The sequence below is a fragment of the Aeromonas sp. QDB18 genome, assembly GCF_027705325.1.
GTDB lineage: Bacteria > Pseudomonadota > Gammaproteobacteria > Enterobacterales > Aeromonadaceae > Aeromonas > Aeromonas caviae.
This window is the reverse complement of record NZ_JAPDBQ010000038.1, coordinates 1-15845: the sequence shown is the minus strand read 5'-3', so window position 1 is coordinate 15845 and position 15845 is coordinate 1. Positions and strand designations below refer to the sequence as shown.

Genomic DNA, 15845 nt, shown 5'->3' with positions numbered 1-15845 from the left:
AAGACGATGACCGACAGACCCCCTTTGTCTGGGAACGGGTTGCAGATGAGCAGGAGGCCGAGCGCCTCCTCTCTTTTGTCCGCTCCCTGACCTTGCCCCCTCGCACCTGCCTCTGGCATGCCGGTGACAGTCCGGCGCTGCTGGTCAGAGTGGAGGAGGGGTTGCTGCGGGCCAAGGTGGTGCTGGCGGATGGCCGCGAGTACATCAAGGAGTTCTATTGGGAGGGGGACGAGTTTATCGACTTCCACCACCTGCTCAGTGGTGAGCCCGCCCGCTACAGCGTGGAGGCGCTGGAGCCTTGCCGGCTGCAACTTCTTCCGCTGGCGGATCTGCGCCGACTCCCTTGCTGGCCCGCCTGGTATCACCATCTCCTTGAAGTGCAACTGCGCATCAAGGAGGAGAAAGAGCTGTTACTGCTGACCGGGGGCCCAGAGGCGCGCTATCAGCATTTTCTGCGAAGCTTCCCCGCGCTGGATGCCAGGGTTCCGGATCACCAGATTGCCGCATATCTGGGGATCACCCCCATCAGCCTGAGCCGCATCCGCAGGCGGCTGAAAACGCGCGATCAGGGTTGAGCCAGAAGGGATTGCCGATGAACCTGGGCAGAGATCGGCTCTTTGTCGGCCATGTCCGCATTGGATGAGAAGGGGGCCAACTTAACCAAGGTTAATGCCCCTCGTCGGGAGCAAGATTATGCTGTCAGACCCCATTAAACAGGAGTCATTCATGAACTGGAGTATGAAATCCTGGTCCGAGCTGACCACGGATGAATTGTATGAGCTGCTTGCCCTGCGCGCCGAGGTGTTCGTGGTGGAGCAGACCTGTCCCTTCCAGGATCTGGACGGGCTGGATCGCCGTGACGGCGTGCTGCATCTGCTCGGTCGTGAGGGGGATCACCTGGCGGCCTATGCCCGCATCATGGCGCCCGGCATTGGTGATGGCAGCGGCGCCGCCATCGGCCGTGTGGTCACCTCTCCCACGTCGCGGGGGGGCGGACTGGGTCACCGCCTGCTGGCGCAAGCGGTCAGAGAGTGCGAGGCTCGCTGGCCTGCACACAGCATCTGGCTCGGTGCACAGGCCCACCTGCAAGGCTTTTACGGCCAGCATGGTTTCGTGGCCGAAGGGGAAGGATATCTGGAAGATGACATCCCTCACATGGGGATGCGAAGGGAGCCTGCCTGACATCGTCAGGCGCCAGGAAAGGGGCAAGTGGCCCCTCATCCGTGGTGCATCGCATGGTTTTTTGCTACCCCGTGGCCATGGGGTCGCAGCCCGGGGTGAGATACCGCCGCGCTGATCTGCCTGCGGGTCTCTCTGTCGGGACACCGCCCCGGTCAGGGCGGTGCGACATCAGGAAGGCTGTGGTGGTTCAGGGAGTGACCCGGGTGGTGAGGGTAAATCCCTCTTCACTGGAGGCCAGCGTCACCTGAACCTGGCCCAACTCGGTCAGAGTGCTTACATGGGTGCCGCCACAGGGAATGGTGATCTCCCGACCGTCCACCATGCCATGCCAGTAGCGGGAATCGATGATGGCATCACCGGCCCGGCTGCGGCGGATCTCGCCTCCCTCTTTGAGCCAGCGCATCAGCTGCTCGTTGACCTGGAGCGCTATCCTGTCGAGGTCGGCCAGCAGTGCCTCGCTGTTGATTCCCTTTTTCCGAAGGCTCTTGCCGATCCGGTACTGCTCCTTTGATCCTCTGGGCTCGACCCGGGAGTGCTGGATGGCGAGGCGGTCGAAATCCGGCTGCCCGAGAGCGTCCAGCTCGCTTGTCTCCTTTCGCCAATAGGGCGTGAGCGCCCGATTGAGGGCCAGTGCCACCAGGTGGCAGGCGCTGTGGCCCAGGCTCAGGGCATGGCGTGCCTCGGCATCCACCGTCAGTTCCACAGGCGAGCCAATGGCAAGGTGATGGGAACCAGCGAGGGGGTGCACCACCACGAAAGCCCACCCATCAGCCCCTCGCTTGACCGGAATCTCCGTATCCACGAACAGCTCTCCCTCGGGACTGATGGCGCCCATGCGGCAGGGGCCCACGGCCGCTTCCCCCCCTTCCCAGCGCACAGTGCCCACGTCACCGGGTTGATCGGGCCAGAGGTGGCTCTGGGGATGAAAGGGGGTGAGGTCGGTGACCAGCAGGGTCGGATCCCCCTGTTTGCAACAGACGACGCTGGCCTGTTCCTGATGGTGGCCCAGTACGAAGCTGGCTCGGGTATGTTCCATGGCAGGGCTCCCGCAACGAGATGATGAGAAGGGAAAGAGGCTGCATACGCGAAAGTGCGAAGAGGCTCATCAACCCGGGTCAATGAGCCTCAAGATGGCTTTAGAGGGTGGTGACCAGCAGATAGGCATTGAGGCCGATCACCAGGGCGACGATGAGGCGCCCCACGGCCTGGGTGACGGGGTGATTGCGATGTGCCCCCATCAGGGCGCGATCACCGGTCAGGATCAGCAGCGGAATAAGAGCGAGGGCGATGCCGAAGCTCAGCACTACCTGGCTCAGTACCAGAATTTCCGTGGTGTTGAGGCCCATGGCGATCACCACGAAGGCGGGAGCCATGGTGATGGCTCGGCGCAGCCAGAGCGGAATGGTGAAGCGCACGAAGCCCTGCATCACCACTTGTCCCGCCAGCGTTCCCACCACGGTGGAGGAGATGCCGGAGGCGACCAGGGAGAGGCCGAACAGGGTGGCGGCTGCCGGGCCCAGCAGGGGCGTGAGGGTCTGGTAGGCCGTTTCCAGCTCGGCCACCTGCTGATTGCCGGAGCTGTGGAAGGCGGCCGCCGCCATGGCCATCATGGCCAGGTTGACGAAGCCGGCGATGGTCATGGCGATGGCCACGTCGACCCGGGTGCTGTGCAGTCGCTGGGTCACCGTGCCCTGCTCCTGGGTATGCTGGGTCAGGGCCGAGTGGAGATAGATGACATGGGGCATCACGGTGGCACCAAGCACGCCGGCGGCAAGATAGACAGCATCACCATTGGGGAGGCCGGGGAAGAGTGCTCCTTCCAGCAGACTCGGCAGGTGGGGGCGCGAGAAGATCAGCTCGACGATGTAGGCGGCGGCCACGAACAGCAGCAGGCCGCCCACCACGAACTCCAGCGGCTTCTGGCCGCGGGATTGAAGCATCAGGATCCCCCAGGTGACCACGGCGGTGATGCAGGCCCCTTCCAACAGGGTGATGCCGAGCAGCAGTTTGAAGCCGACCGCAGCGCCGATGAACTCGGCGAGATCGGTGGCGATGGCGATGATCTCGGCCTGCACCCAATAGGCCCAGACTGCGGGCCTGGGCATACGATCACGAATGTGTTCCGCCAGGTTCTTGCCAGTGACGATACCGAGCTTGGCCGAGAGGGTCTGCACCAGCATGGCCATCAGGTTGGCCCACACCACTACCCACAGCAGTTGATAGCCGAAGGTGGAGCCGGCCTGGATATTGGTCGCAAAATTGCCCGGGTCGATATAACCGATGGCGGCGATGAAGGCGGGGCCGAGCAGGGTCAGCTTGAATTTGCGGGCCGGGATGGCCGTGGTGAGCGCAGGTTGCATACTGTCATCCTCCGTGGGGATATGAGGAGAGTATGGATCTAAGTGATAATTGTTATCAATTAAAGTTTTGTATCGGGCTCATCGAGAAAAACATCTTGCTTCGCCAGTTGCAGTGGGAGAGGTGATTTCGTACAATACGCCGCCCTAGAAAGCAGCGTCTAAACATCACTATGTTCCTTGCCTCCGAGGTCTGGCTGCACCTGGGCGGAGGCTGAATTAATCCGTAAGGAGCTAAAATGCGTCATTACGAAATCGTCTTCATGGTTCATCCGGACCAGAGCGAGCAAGTACCTGGCATGATCGAGCGTTACACCGGCGCTATCACCACCGCTGGTGGTACCATTCATCGCCTGGAAGATTGGGGCCGTCGTCAACTGGCTTACCCGATCGACAAGCTGCACAAGGCTCACTACGTTCTGATGAACGTAGAAGCTGAACAGGCCGTTATCGATGAGCTGGAAACCAACTTCCGCTTCAACGATGCCGTTATCCGCAACATGATCATGCGCACCAAGCACGCCGTGACTGAAGTTTCTCCGATGGCCAAGGCCAAGGAAGAGCGCTTCACCCGTCGTGACGACGAGCGTCGCGAAGATGCTGTTGAAGCGTCTTCCGAAGAGTAATTCTTAGATCACCGCATTAGAGGATAAAGGCCATGGCACGTTATTTCCGTCGTCGTAAGTTCTGCCGCTTCACCGCCGAGAACGTTACCGAGATCGACTACAAAGATATCGTTACTCTGAAAAACTACGTCACTGAATCTGGCAAGATCGTACCGAGCCGTATCACCGGTACCCGCGCCAAGTATCAGCGTCAGCTGGCACGCGCCATCAAGCGTGCTCGTTACCTGGCTCTGCTGCCGTACACCGATCTGCACAACAAGTAAGAATCGGCCCGGCGCTTACGCCTAACTCAACGAAATTTATAGAGGAAAGGTAATGCAAGTTATCCTGCTCGATAAGATCGCCAAACTGGGCGGTCTGGGTGACCAAGTTTCCGTAAAAGCTGGTTATGCCCGTAACTACCTGATCCCGCAAGGCAAAGCTGTTATGGCCACCAAGGCCAACATCGAAGCCTTCGGTGCTCGTCGCGCTGAGCTGGAAGCCAAACTGGCTGCCAACAAGGCTGCTGCCGAAGAGCGCGCTGCCAAGCTGGGTGAGCTGGCTGCCGTTGTCATCGCCTCCAAGTCTGGCGACGAAGGCAAGCTGTTCGGTTCCATCGGTACCCGTGATGTGGCTGAAGCCATCACTGCTGCCGGCGTAGCCGTTGCCAAGAGCGAAGTCCGCATGGGCAACGTTCTGCGTAACACCGGTGAGTACGAAGTTGTTGTTCAGCTGCACGCTGACGTCAAAGCAACCGTACAAATCCAGGTTGTTGCTCTGTAATAGCGTTCCGCTCTTGCAGAAAAACCCGCGCACATGCGCGGGTTTTTTATTTTCAGATCAAGGGGTAAAGTGAAGGTCTGTTCCTCTGGAGGAGAACCTTTATGGCTGCCTGGGTTGAAGGTCGGGTCATCGAGCGCATCGAGTGGACACCCACCCTGCTCTCCCTGCGTGTGGAGGCGGAACTTGCCCCCTACAAGGCGGGTCAATTCACCAAGCTGGCCCTGGAGCAGGGCGAGCGTCGAGTCCAGCGTGCCTATTCCTTCGTCAATCCTCCCGGCACGCCCTATCACGAATTCTATCTGGTGGAGATCCCCGGCGGTGAACTGAGCCCCTCTCTCGGTTCCCTGCAGGTGGGCGACGGCCTGCTGGTGCAGTCCCAGGCCACCGGTTTCCTGACCCTGGATGAGATTCCCCCGGGACGGGATCTCTGGCTGCTCTCAACCGGCACCGCCATCGGCCCCTTCCTCGCCATGCTGGCAGAAGGACAGGTCTTCGACCGCTTCGAGCATCTGGTGCTGGTACATGGGGTGAGAAAAGGGGAAGAGCTCAGCTATCAGCCGCTTATCGCCAGTTTTGCCGAGCAGCATGGCGAGCGTTTTCGCTATGTTCCCTTCGTCAGTCGTGAGACCTGGCCGGAGGCGATGGCAGGGCGCATCCCGGCAGCCATCGTCGATGGCAGCTTGCAGGCGAGGGTGGGGCTGAACTTCTCCCCCGAGTTGAGCCAGGTGATGATCTGCGGCAACCCCGCCATGGTGAAAGAGACTCAGCAGACCCTGCTCGGGCTGGGGCTTGCCAAGAACCTGCGTCGCGCCCCCGGCAATATCAGCATGGAAAACTACTGGTAGGGGACATGACTCCAGGGGCCACAGGCCCCTCAACCATGTCCATGGGCATGCTGGTCAGTGTTTTTGGTGGCCGTTGCCGCCGTGCTTGTTCCTGGGCTTGTCATGGCCCTGACCCGGGTTGTTGCCACTGTGAATGCTGCGGTTGTAATGGTCGCGGTATTTTCCATCCATGTTGTCGCAGTTGAGCTGGATGCGGCTGGTCCGGGTGCTGACATCCAGGCAGTTGTGCTGCCACCACTCGTACTCCTTGTCGTCCCAATCCAGGCTTACCCGGCCCTGGTCGGTGGAGATCCGGATGTCGTCATCGTGTTTGGAAGGGGGGGCAGCAAAGGCCATTCCCTGAACCAGAAGCAGGGAGAGCAGCAGTGCGCCGCGGGAAGTCATGGTCATGTGGGTCATCGCATCAAGGCTCCTGTCAGGGGGATCATTGATCCGGTTGCGTGCTGATCTGGTTGGTGCTGGGGGGCTGGTTGCGCTGCGTCTCGTCCTCCAGATTGAGGTTGGTCCTCTTGCAGTCGGCGGCGGCCGCGTCACCGCTCCCGAGATCGAAGCAGTTGCTCTGGGACCAGTCAAACTGCGTGTCATTCCAGTCCAGATTGAAGGTCAGCGCATCCACGGAGAAGGTCTGGCTCCCATCGTCCTGTGCCAGGGCGCTACCGGTGATCAGAAAAAGAGAGAGCAACAAAGCCGTCGTTCTGTTCATGATGTCCTCGAGTCGTGTTCGGTGGAAAAGAGTGTAATGCGGCGGGCTTAACCCGAGCATAACCGCAGATGTCCTTCAGGTTCGGGGTCGATTGTAGTGTTTTTCTGCTGCCGATTTGCACGTTTTGGTCGCACTCTGGGCAGCTGATCGTCCATCGGCGGGAATTCGGGGATTTGCCCTTCTCTCCGGGGGAGTGGCGACTATAATCGGCAGCCAACTTTTCCTGCAGATGTTTCCCGTTTCATCATGACTACTCAGGCTTGCGCCGCATTGCGTTACCCCAAGGGATGGTTCGCCCTCACGACTGTCTACAGTTTTACCGGGCTGGCCATTCTGGCTTCCATCGTCTTCTCCCTGCTGCTGTTTCTCTCCATCGACGAAAACCCCCTGATGAAGTGGCTGTTCGGCGGGCTGGCCATCATCTTCGAGCTGGGCAAGTTCTACGTCTGGTACGAGTACGGCGAGTGCAAGGCGAGGCGGGATCTGGGCGGCGCCTTCTGGTCGCTGCTGTTCTACAGCGTTCTCGCTGCCATCTCCATCGGGGGCAGTATCGGCGGCATCAACAGCGCCACCAACACCATCCTGAGCCAGCAGGCGCGTCACGAGCGGGAGATAGCCCGTTTCGACGAGCAGATAGCCAGCATAGAGCGGCAGATCCAGCTCAACGAAGAGGCGGCCCGCAAATACATCGAGATGGCGCGTATCTCGAGCGGCGTCAGCGGTCTGCAGCAGGCCAACACCAAGCTCAGGCTGCGTCAGGACGAGCTGCGCCAGGAGCGGGACGCCAAGCCGCTGGGGGAGCAGTCCTCCATGCTGGGGCTGATGAGCAGTCTGGCGGACGGGGTGGGCATGAGCATCGGCCAGGTGCAGTTCCTGCTGGTCTGCTTCCTGTCTATCCTGCTCGATGCGTTTGGTGCCTTTTTCGTCAGCCTGATCGGTGAGGAGAACCGCTTCCGCCGTCAATGGATGTGGCAACGGGAGAAGGCGCAAGCCGAGGCCCTGGTCGCAGTGCCGACCCCGGAGCCGTCAGCATTCAGCAGACCCGTGCCCGAGCCAGCCGTGGTCGCCCAGGTGCGCGGCGCGCTGGAGAGCGGCGAGCTCAAATGCAGCAAACGCAAGGTGGCAGAGGCATTGTCACTGTCTCTGGAGGAGGTGGACCGGGTGTTCCAGCATCTGCTGGCGCAGGGCGTGCTGGGGCAGGGCAGCAATCGTCACTACCATCTTCGTGCCGAGCAGGGGTGAATCCGGCTCAGTCGAACCAGATAAGACCCTCATAGGGTTGCTGTCTGAGGGAGGCGAGCCGGCTATCCAGGTTGCCTGCATGGATTTCCAGCCGGTGCCCGTCGGGATCCAGCAGATAGAGTGAATCCCCTTCGCTGCTGTTCTTCTTCCACTCCACGACGCCCGCCGCGCGCAGACGGGCGCAGAAAGCTGGAAACTGTTCAGGCGAGATGCCAAACGCGACATGACTGTAATCTCTGGCCGGTTGGGGAGGATCGCAGGAGAGACAGAGCCAGAGATCGCCGAGGGTGAGATAGGCTCCCCGTGCCCATCTCACCCTGGGGCGACATCCCAGCAAGTCGACATAAAAGGCAACGCTGCTGTCGAGATTGCCGGTTGCCAGTGTGAGATGGTTCAGTCCCTGCAGCATCTTCTCTTCTTCCCCCTTGTCCCTGAACCCTAGTGAGTGAGCACCATCATCAGGCTGAGGAAGGCGGCCAGCCCGCCGCCGATGCCGATGATCCAGTAAAAGCCCTTTGCCCCCTGTTTGAGCGGAATGCGGAAGTAGAGCAGAAACGCCCACCACCCCAGGGCCAGCAACAGAGGAATAAGAAACATTCGAGCCATGGTGTCCTCGCTGTTATTCTGTTGACCCTTGATCAATCAACAGGATGGATTGTGCAATGACGCAGCTACAGATTACCGCATTCGGCGACCCCTCGGTACTCAGGCTCAACCCTTCCCTGGACAAGGTGCCCGCGGAGGGAGAAGTCCGGGTGCGCATCTGCTTTGCGGGGGTCAACCCCATCGATGCCAAGACACGGGCCGGTCTCGGCTGGGCGGCCGCCCAGAACAAGGACAACCTGCCCTGGACGCCGGGCTATGACGTGGCCGGTGTGGTGGAAAAGGTGGGGCCCTGCGTGACCTCTCTGGCCGAGGGGGAACTGGTGTGCGGCATGGTGGGTTTCCCCCTCGCCGCCGGTGCATATGCCGAATCCGTGGTGGCCCGCGAGGAGGAGCTGGTCAAGCTCGATGGGGTGAGCCTCAGGCAGGGAGCGGCCCTGCCGCTGGCGGGACTCACCGCCTGGCAGGGGCTGCTGGAGCACGGTGGCTTGCAGTCGGGGCAACGGGTACTGATCCTGGCCGGTGCCGGTGGCGTCGGCCATCTGGCGGTGCAGTTTGCCGCCGCCTATGGTGCCCACGTGGTTGCCACGGCAAGCGGCGACAATCACAGCTTCCTTCATAGTCTCGGGGCGAGCCGGATGGTGGATTACCACCAGGCCGGGTGGTGCACCGAGGCGATCACCGATGGTCCGTTCGATCTGGTGCTGGATCTGGTGGGGGGCGAGAGCGGCAAGGCGGCGCTGGCCTGCGTCAAGCCGGGCGGCCGTCTGGTGACGGTACCCACCATCACGGCCCAGCAGATCAAGGACGCGGGGGCCGAGCTCGGTGTCGAGGTTGTCGGCATGCTGGTCCATCCCGATCGAACGCAGCTGACCCAGATGCTGACGCTGCTTCGCCAGGGGGAAGTGAAGATCACCGTCTCCGGTGAATACACGCTGGCAGAAGGGGCGCTGGCCCATCAGGCCATCGAGCAGGGCCATGTGCGCGGCAAGCTGTTGCTGCGCATGTCCGCCGCAGACGGCCAGCCCGGATGATAGACTTCACCGGGATGGGGCTGGGAGGGCTGTTTCTGAGTGCCTTCACCTCCGCCACCCTGTTGCCCGGCAGCTCGGAAGTGCTGCTGGGCGCCATGGCGGTCAAGGGGGAGTGGAGCATGACCAGCCTGCTTTTCTGGGCGACGCTGGGCAATACCCTGGGTTCCATGACCACCTGGTGGCTCGGCTGGCTCGCCACCCACAAGAAAAAACCGGAAGATTTTCAAGGCCGTGGGGAACAAAAAGCCCTTGGTTGGCTCAAACGTCATGGCCACTGGTGTCTGCTGCTTGCCTGGACGCCTGTGGTCGGCGATGGTCTCTGTCTGCTGGCTGGTTGGCTGCGCCTCTCCTTCTGGCGCTCCCTCATCTTGATCGGGCTCGGCAAATTGCTTCGTTATGCCCTGGTGTTTCTGCTGGCCAGTCAGATCTTCTAGCCCTTTTGTCACTCACGAGGTACCCGTGAACAAACTCATTCCATTAAGCATGCTGCTGGGCTTCTCCCTTCCCGTGCTGGCGGCCCCGACCCTCGTGTCCGAGCAGGTCAAGCAGGAGGGCAAGCTCGGCATTCCCTACCAGATGTACAAGCTGGACAACGGTTTGACCGTGATCCTGGCCCCCGACCACTCCGATCCCCTGGTGCATCTGGACGTCACCTATCACGTCGGTTCCTCCCGGGAAACCGTGGGCAAGTCGGGCTTTGCCCACTTCTTCGAGCACATGATGTTCCAGGGCTCCAAGCACGTTGGTGATCAGGAACACATGCGGATCATCAACGAGGCGGGCGGTGACATGAACGGCACCACCAACAAGGACCGCACCAACTACTACGAAACCGTGCCGGCCAACCAGCTGGAGAAGGTGCTCTGGCTGGAGGCGGATCGCATGGGCTTCCTGCTCGATGCGGTGAGCCAGAAGAAGTTCGAGATCCAGCGCGCCACCGTCAAGAACGAACGGGCCCAGCGCATCGACAACCAGCCTTATGGCCTGGTGGGCGAGCGGGTGGGGGAGGCACTCTATCCGCGCACCCACCCCTACTCCTGGCAAGCCATCGGTTATGTGGAGGATCTCGACCGGGTCGACGTCAACGACCTCAAGCAGTTCTTCCTGCGCTGGTACGGCCCCAACAATGCGACCCTGACCCTGGGCGGCGACTTTGATACCAAGCAGGCGCTGGCCTGGATTGAGCAGTACTTCGGTTCCATCCCGCGCGGTCCGGACGTGGCCGAACCGACGCCTCAGCCTGCCACCCTGCCGGCAACCCGCTACGTGACGCTGGAAGACAAGGTGCATCTACCGCTCCTGTATATCAGCTACCCGACCGTCTCCCTGGGTGACCCGCAGGAGCCGGCGCTGGACATCTTTGCCGATGTGCTGGGGGGCTCTGCCAGCTCCATGCTCTACCAGTCCCTGGTGAAAACCGGCAAGGCCATCGAGGCGGGTGCCTCCCACTCCTGCGAAGAACTTGCCTGTACCCTGACGGTCTATGCCTACCCCAATCCGGCGGCGGATGGCAGCCTCAAGACCCTCAAGGGCGAGGTGGACAAGGTGATCGGCGAGTTCGCCCAGCGCGGCATCAAGCCCGCGGATCTGGAGAAGGCCATCAGTAGCTATCGCGCGTCCGCCATCTGGGGACTCGACAGTATTGAGGGCAAGGTCAGCCAGCTTGCCATGGGGCAGGTGCTGGCCCGGGATCCCGACTATGTGTTCAAGAATCTGGATGCCATCGCCCGGGTCAAGGGGTCTGACGTCAAGGCTGCCTACGACAAGTTCATCCAGAACAAGCCTGCCGTGGTGCTGAGCGTGGTGCCCAAGGGCAAGAGCGACTGGCAGGCCGCGACCCCGAACTTCACTCCCGCCAAGCGGGAGCTGCCGGATTACAGCAAGCATGACAAGGTGCTTGCCGAGCGGCCGGTGAAAGATGACTTCGATCGCAGCGTGCAGCCTAAGGCGGCCGATGCGGTGAGTGTCAAGGTGCCCGCCATCTGGCGTGGCAAGCTCGGCAAGGGGATCGAGATCATCGGCACCCACAGCGACGAGATCCCGGCCGTCTCCATCATGATCGCCCTGCCGGGTGGCATCCGGGCCGAAGGCAAGGGAGAGCTGGGGCTGGCGAGTCTTACCGCCGCCATGCTGGAGCAGGGGACGACGCGCCTCTCCGAGGCCGAGCTGAGCGACGAGCTGCAAAAACTCGGCGCCAGCATCAGCGTCTCCAGCGCCCAGTACAACAACCTCATCACCATCAGCAGTCTGGCGGACAAGCTGCCCGAAACCCTGGCGCTGGTGCGGGAAGTGCTGCTGCAACCCGGCCTGCGGGAAGCGGACTTCGAGCGGCTCAAGACCCAGATGCTGCAAGGCATGAAACAGAGCGAGCAGCAACCCGAGTGGCTGGCGGGTCAGGCGTTCCGCGAACTGGTCTATGGCAAGCAGAACCGCCTTGGCCAACCCTCTGACGGGGCGCTGGCGGACGTGGAGAAGCTGACCCTGGCGGATGTGAAGCGCTTCTATGAGGCCTATTACAATCCGGCCAATGCCAAGGTGGTGGTGACAGGTGATGTGACCGCCCAGCAGGTGGAATCCGGTCTCGCCTTCCTGACCCAGTGGCAGGGGGCCGCCCCGACCCTGGGGGATCTCAAGCCCGGGGGAGAGCAGGCCAAGCCAGGCATCTATCTGGTGGACAAGCCGGGGGCCCCCCAGTCGGTGATCCGCATCGGCCGCCGCGCCATGGCGTTTGACACCACGGGAGACTATTTCATCGCCAACCTGATGAACTTCAACCTGGGTGGCAACTTCAACAGCCGCATCAACCTCAACCTGCGGGAAGACAAGGGCTACACCTATGGTGCCAGCTCGGGCTTCCAGGCCAACCGCGAGGCGGGGGTCTTCGCGACCGGCGCCAATGTGCGCACCGATGCGACCGTGGATGCCATCCGCCAGTTCCTCAAGGAGATGGACGGCTACCGCAAGAGCGGGCCGACCCCGGTGGAGCTGGCCTACATGCGCAGCGCCGTCTCCCAGCAGGATGTGCTCTCCTACGAGACCCTGGGGCAGAAGGCTGGCTTCCTGCTGCAGATGATCATGTACGACCTGAAGCCGGACTATGTGCAGGCCCAGAACAACCTGATCAAAACGGTGTCACCCGAGACGCTGAAGGCCAGTGCAGCCCGCTGGCTGGATCCGGCCGAGATGGTGATTGTGGTGGTGGGAGACAAGCAAAAGCTTGAAAAACCCCTGAGCGAGCTTCATCTTCCCATCTATCCACTGCAACTGCCCTGAGGGGCGTCGCAACAATAAGTGCCGCCCCGGGTGGGGCGGCCACACATGAGCCGTGAATATGACTACTACTAGCTTGTCGCTCACCGAGTTGCTGGCTGCGCTGGGCACCCCGGAACGGGTGACCGCCCTCAAGGGGATCCGGCGCGGGATCGAGCGCGAATGTCTGCGCATCACCCCCGAAGGGACCCTGGCCCAGACCGATCACCCCAGAAGCCTGGGGTCGGCCCTGACCCATGCCAACATCACCACCGATTACTCCGAGAGCCTGCTGGAGTTCATCACGCCGGCCACCGACTCCATCGAGAGCCTGATCGAGCAGCTCGGCGACATTCACCGCCACACCATTCATCATCTGGGAGAGGAGCGGATCTGGCCCCTCTCCATGCCCTGCTTCGTCGGTGACGAGGAGAGCATCCGCCTAGCCCAGTACGGCAGCTCCAACATCGGGCGGATGAAGACCCTCTATCGCCAGGGGCTGAAGAACCGCTACGGCAGCCTGATGCAGGTGATCGCCGGGGTGCACTTCAACTTCTCCATGCCGGACAGCTTCTGGTGCGAGTGGCAGGATCTGGTGGGAGAGGGCTGCTGCAGCCAGCGCTTTATCTCCGACAAGTACATGGGGCTTATTCGCAACGTCTACCGCTTCGGCTGGCTGGTGCCCTATTTGTTCGGCGCGTCTCCTGCCATCTGCGACTCCTTCCTCAAGGGGCGCAAGAGCAGCCTGCCGTTCCAGAAGACCGGTAAGGGCACCCTTTACCTGCCCTATGCAACCGCCCTGCGCCTGTCCGATCTCGGTTACACCAACAGCGCCCAGGCGGGGCTCAAGATCAGTCATGACAGCCTGCCCGCCTATGTGAGCAGCCTGCGCCGGGCCATCAATACCCATGATCCCGACTTCGCCAGGATAGGGGTCAAGGTGAACGGCGAGTACCGCCAGCTCAACGACAACGTGCTGCAGCTTGAGAACGAGCTCTACGCGCCGATCCGCCCCAAGCGTACTCCCCGCAGTGGCGAGAAGCCCTCGGATGCGCTGGAGCAGCGCGGCATCGAATACATCGAGCTGCGCACGGTGGACGTCAATCCCTTTACCCCGTTCGGTATCGAGGTGGATCAGATCCGCTTCTTCGATCTCTTCCTGGTCTGGTGCCTGTTGCGCCCGTCCTCCGTGCTCTCGGATGACGAGGTTGCCCGCAACCGCCGCAACCAGAACAAGGTGGTGCTGGAGGGGCGTCGCCCCGGCCTGACGCTTGAAGATGAGCAGGGCAATGCCATCGGCCTCAAGGAGTACGGCCTCAAGCTGTTCGACGAGCTGGCCGAGGTCGCAGCGCTGCTGGATCGCTGCTGCGGTCGCAACCGCTATCGCGAGACGCTGGCGATGCACCGTGAGAAGCTGCTCGACCCCGAGCAGACCTACTCCGCCCGCCTGCTCAAGCAGTTGCTTTCAAGCGGCCAGGACAACGGCTGCTTCGGCGATGCGCTGGCGAGCCGCTACCGGGAAGAGATGCTGGCCGGCGAGCTGCAGTACTGGGACGAGGCCTACTTTGCCGGCGAGGCACGGGACTCCCTGGCCAAGCAGCGGGAGCGGGAACGCAGTGACAGCCTGTCGTTCGACGACTTCCTGGCTGATTATTTCGGTACCCGCCAGACCACGGCCTGAGGATGCCGCCAGGATGACGAAAGCCGCTCCCGGGAGCGGCTTTTTCATGGGCGCCCGGCGGTGGCCTGGCATAAAAAAACGGCCCGTTCGGGCCGTTTTGCATGGGGTGGTTCATCGGTCAGAGGATGAGACCACCGAAGAAGAAGCCGAGCGCTACTGCCATGGCGATGGTGGCCACACCCGGGATGAAGAAGGGGTGGTTGAACACGGCCTTGCCGATGCGGGTGGAGCCGGTGTCGTCCATCTCGACCGCGGCCAGCAGGGTCGGGTAGGTCGGCAGCACGAACAGGGCGCTCACGGCGGCGAAGGAGGCGATGGCCGCCAGCGGGCTGACACCCAGTGCCAGGGCGGCAGGCATCAGGGCCTTGGTGGTGGCGCCTTGCGAGTAGAGCAGCATGGAGGAGAAGAACAGCACCACGGCCAGCAGCCAGCTGTATTGGCTCAGCAGATCGCCGGCGAACGCCTGGATCTCGACCATGTTGCCCTTCACGAAGACGTTGCCCAGCCAGGCCACGCCCAGCACGCAGATACAGGCGGACATACCGGACTTGAAGGTCGGCATGTTGGTGATCTGGGCCGCGTCCAGTTTGCAGAACAGTACCATCAGGGTGGCGGCGGAGAGCATGATGCCCATGATGGCGCCATCGCGGGGGATCGGCGGGCTGCTGATGAGGCCGACGTTGCCGGAGATGGCGGTGGCATAGGCCATCACGGCCACGATGGAGGCGACGAAGATGCCGACGGAGAGCTTGGCATAAGGCTTGATCTCAACCTGGCTGGTACCGCGCAGCTTGATGAGTCCCTTGGCTTTGCGCTCCAGATAGACTTCGTCCTGATCCAGCGGCTTGCCCAGCAGGTTGGCGATAAAGGCCCCCAGCAGACAGGCGATGAAGCTGGACGGGATGCAGATGGCCAGCAGGGTCAGGTAGTCGACGCCAAGCGGCTCCAGCATGCCGGAGAAAGCGACCACGGCCGCCGAGATGGGGGAGGCGGTGATGGCAATCTGGGAGGCAACGACCGCGATGGAGAGCGGACGGGAGGGGCGAATGCCCTGCTCCTTGGCCACTTCGGCGATCACCGGCAGGGTGGAGAAGGCGGTGTGACCGGTCCCGGCCAGCATGGTCATCAGGTAGGTGACGACCGGCGCGGCGAAGGTGATGTGCTTGGGATTCTTGCGCAGGGCTTTTTCGGCCAGGTGCACCAGATAATCCATCCCGCCGGCCAGCTGCATACAGGCGATGGCGCAGATGACGGACGCGATGATCATGATCACGTCCCACGGGAGATAAGTCACCAGCTGATCGCTCGGGATGGGCATGCCCAGCCCCCAGGTCAGCACCAATACCCCCAGACCACCGGCAAAGCCGATACCTATGCTGCCTATCCGGGCCCCCAGATAGATAGCGGCGAGCACCACAAGTAACTCGATTCCAATCATAGCGAACACTCCATTTTCCAGTTTTTTTAGGTTTTATTAGGCTGAACAGGGCTGACGCATCAGTGTTTATACTTTGAACAACCCCATACATTCGAACAAATATTGTTCATTCAGACAGCAGAG

At 61.7% G+C, this 15845-nt stretch carries 17 protein-coding genes and 1 pseudogene; 11 read left to right on the top strand and 7 right to left on the bottom strand.

The annotated features are described in order from the left end of the window. The first annotated feature begins 6 nt into the window (after positions 1-6). Positions 7-575, top strand: a pseudogene (locus tag OKC30_RS08280) (Crp/Fnr family transcriptional regulator). A gap of 151 nt (positions 576-726) precedes the next feature. Continuing rightward, on the top strand, positions 727-1182 hold the full coding sequence (locus tag OKC30_RS08275; RefSeq protein WP_042878826.1) for a GNAT family N-acetyltransferase: 456 nt from the start codon (positions 727-729) through the stop codon (positions 1180-1182). 187 nt (positions 1183-1369) lie between these two features. Here OKC30_RS08275 and OKC30_RS08270 read toward each other — a convergent pair whose 3' ends face one another. Then, positions 1370-2218 (bottom strand): hypothetical protein, encoded by an 849-nt coding sequence (locus OKC30_RS08270; protein ID WP_052814588.1) that lies wholly within the window; start codon positions 2216-2218, stop codon positions 1370-1372. A gap of 100 nt (positions 2219-2318) precedes the next feature. Further along, positions 2319-3542 (bottom strand): Nramp family divalent metal transporter, encoded by a 1224-nt coding sequence (locus tag OKC30_RS08265; protein ID WP_270809590.1) that lies wholly within the window; start codon positions 3540-3542, stop codon positions 2319-2321. 236 nt (positions 3543-3778) lie between these two features. On the opposite strand from OKC30_RS08265, the gene rpsF reads away from it, so the two are divergent. From rpsF to OKC30_RS08245, 4 genes are all read left to right on the top strand, one after another. Next, positions 3779-4165 carry a 30S ribosomal protein S6 gene (rpsF, locus tag OKC30_RS08260; protein ID WP_005331771.1) on the top strand — a complete coding sequence of 129 codons (387 nt, stop codon included), beginning with the start codon at positions 3779-3781 and terminating at the stop codon, positions 4163-4165. Positions 4166-4197: 32 nt separating this feature from the next. Continuing rightward, positions 4198-4428, top strand: a complete 231-nt coding sequence (gene rpsR / locus OKC30_RS08255; RefSeq protein WP_005313392.1) for a 30S ribosomal protein S18 — start codon at positions 4198-4200, stop codon at positions 4426-4428. Between the two features lie 52 nt (positions 4429-4480). Next, positions 4481-4927: a 50S ribosomal protein L9 gene (gene rplI, locus OKC30_RS08250; RefSeq protein WP_010673120.1), complete on the top strand. Its 447-nt coding sequence runs from the start codon at positions 4481-4483 to the stop codon at positions 4925-4927. Between the two features lie 101 nt (positions 4928-5028). Continuing rightward, complete coding sequence (locus OKC30_RS08245) at positions 5029-5772, top strand: ferredoxin--NADP reductase (protein ID WP_052814586.1); 744 nt, start codon at positions 5029-5031, stop codon at positions 5770-5772. 54 nt (positions 5773-5826) lie between these two features. Here the strand turns inward: OKC30_RS08245 and OKC30_RS08240 are convergent, their stop codons facing one another. Beyond that, complete coding sequence (locus OKC30_RS08240; RefSeq protein ID WP_010673122.1) at positions 5827-6171, bottom strand: hypothetical protein; 345 nt, start codon at positions 6169-6171, stop codon at positions 5827-5829. Positions 6172-6196: 25 nt separating this feature from the next. Further along, the gene (locus OKC30_RS08235; protein ID WP_052814585.1) at positions 6197-6475 is read right to left on the bottom strand and encodes a hypothetical protein; all 279 of its coding nucleotides are present in this window, start codon (positions 6473-6475) and stop codon (positions 6197-6199) included. Positions 6476-6721: 246 nt separating this feature from the next. Here OKC30_RS08235 and OKC30_RS08230 point away from each other — a divergent pair, with 246 nt between their 5' ends. Further along, positions 6722-7717 (top strand): hypothetical protein, encoded by a 996-nt coding sequence (locus OKC30_RS08230; protein WP_052814584.1) that lies wholly within the window; start codon positions 6722-6724, stop codon positions 7715-7717. Between the two features lie 7 nt (positions 7718-7724). On the opposite strand, the gene fos is transcribed toward OKC30_RS08230, so the two are convergent. Together fos and OKC30_RS08220 are read right to left on the bottom strand one after the other, a co-directional pair. Further along, on the bottom strand, positions 7725-8126 hold the full coding sequence (gene fos, locus OKC30_RS08225) for a fosfomycin resistance glutathione transferase (RefSeq protein ID WP_160838886.1): 402 nt from the start codon (positions 8124-8126) through the stop codon (positions 7725-7727). Between the two features lie 29 nt (positions 8127-8155). Then, positions 8156-8323 carry a hypothetical protein gene (locus tag OKC30_RS08220; RefSeq protein WP_005308905.1) on the bottom strand — a complete coding sequence of 56 codons (168 nt, stop codon included), beginning with the start codon at positions 8321-8323 and terminating at the stop codon, positions 8156-8158. Positions 8324-8379: 56 nt separating this feature from the next. Between OKC30_RS08220 and OKC30_RS08215 the strand changes: the two genes are divergently transcribed. Genes OKC30_RS08215 through gshA form a run of 4 tightly spaced genes read left to right on the top strand, consistent with a single transcriptional unit; the run spans position 8380 to position 14284 of the window. Beyond that, complete coding sequence (locus OKC30_RS08215) at positions 8380-9354, top strand: NADP-dependent oxidoreductase (protein WP_160838888.1); 975 nt, start codon at positions 8380-8382, stop codon at positions 9352-9354. Continuing rightward, positions 9351-9788, top strand: a complete 438-nt coding sequence (locus OKC30_RS08210; protein ID WP_029313803.1) for a YqaA family protein — start codon at positions 9351-9353, stop codon at positions 9786-9788. Before OKC30_RS08215 ends, OKC30_RS08210 begins: the two co-directional genes overlap by 4 nt. 25 nt (positions 9789-9813) lie before the next feature. Further along, positions 9814-12627, top strand: coding sequence for a M16 family metallopeptidase (locus OKC30_RS08205; RefSeq protein ID WP_160838890.1), 2814 nt, complete (start codon positions 9814-9816; stop codon positions 12625-12627). 58 nt (positions 12628-12685) lie between these two features. Next, on the top strand, positions 12686-14284 hold the full coding sequence (gene gshA, locus OKC30_RS08200; protein ID WP_160838892.1) for a glutamate--cysteine ligase: 1599 nt from the start codon (positions 12686-12688) through the stop codon (positions 14282-14284). Between the two features lie 118 nt (positions 14285-14402). Here the strand turns inward: gshA and OKC30_RS08195 are convergent, their stop codons facing one another. After that, positions 14403-15722: an anaerobic C4-dicarboxylate transporter gene (locus OKC30_RS08195; protein ID WP_041210978.1), complete on the bottom strand. Its 1320-nt coding sequence runs from the start codon at positions 15720-15722 to the stop codon at positions 14403-14405. Positions 15723-15845: the final 123 nt, after the last annotated feature.

Coding starts and splice junctions, on each gene's coding strand:
- OKC30_RS08275 (WP_042878826.1), top strand. CDS start 727: ATGAACTGGAGTATGAAATCCTGGTCCGAGCTGACCACGGATGAATTG.
- OKC30_RS08270 (WP_052814588.1), bottom strand. CDS start 2,218: ATGGAACATACCCGAGCCAGCTTCGTACTGGGCCACCATCAGGAACAG.
- OKC30_RS08265 (WP_270809590.1), bottom strand. CDS start 3,542: ATGCAACCTGCGCTCACCACGGCCATCCCGGCCCGCAAATTCAAGCTG.
- rpsF (WP_005331771.1), top strand. CDS start 3,779: ATGCGTCATTACGAAATCGTCTTCATGGTTCATCCGGACCAGAGCGAG.
- rpsR (WP_005313392.1), top strand. CDS start 4,198: ATGGCACGTTATTTCCGTCGTCGTAAGTTCTGCCGCTTCACCGCCGAG.
- rplI (WP_010673120.1), top strand. CDS start 4,481: ATGCAAGTTATCCTGCTCGATAAGATCGCCAAACTGGGCGGTCTGGGT.
- OKC30_RS08245 (WP_052814586.1), top strand. CDS start 5,029: ATGGCTGCCTGGGTTGAAGGTCGGGTCATCGAGCGCATCGAGTGGACA.
- OKC30_RS08240 (WP_010673122.1), bottom strand. CDS start 6,171: ATGACCCACATGACCATGACTTCCCGCGGCGCACTGCTGCTCTCCCTG.
- OKC30_RS08235 (WP_052814585.1), bottom strand. CDS start 6,475: ATGAACAGAACGACGGCTTTGTTGCTCTCTCTTTTTCTGATCACCGGT.
- OKC30_RS08230 (WP_052814584.1), top strand. CDS start 6,722: ATGACTACTCAGGCTTGCGCCGCATTGCGTTACCCCAAGGGATGGTTC.
- fos (WP_160838886.1), bottom strand. CDS start 8,126: ATGCTGCAGGGACTGAACCATCTCACACTGGCAACCGGCAATCTCGAC.
- OKC30_RS08220 (WP_005308905.1), bottom strand. CDS start 8,323: ATGGCTCGAATGTTTCTTATTCCTCTGTTGCTGGCCCTGGGGTGGTGG.
- OKC30_RS08215 (WP_160838888.1), top strand. CDS start 8,380: ATGACGCAGCTACAGATTACCGCATTCGGCGACCCCTCGGTACTCAGG.
- OKC30_RS08210 (WP_029313803.1), top strand. CDS start 9,351: ATGATAGACTTCACCGGGATGGGGCTGGGAGGGCTGTTTCTGAGTGCC.
- gshA (WP_160838892.1), top strand. CDS start 12,686: ATGACTACTACTAGCTTGTCGCTCACCGAGTTGCTGGCTGCGCTGGGC.
- OKC30_RS08195 (WP_041210978.1), bottom strand. CDS start 15,722: ATGATTGGAATCGAGTTACTTGTGGTGCTCGCCGCTATCTATCTGGGG.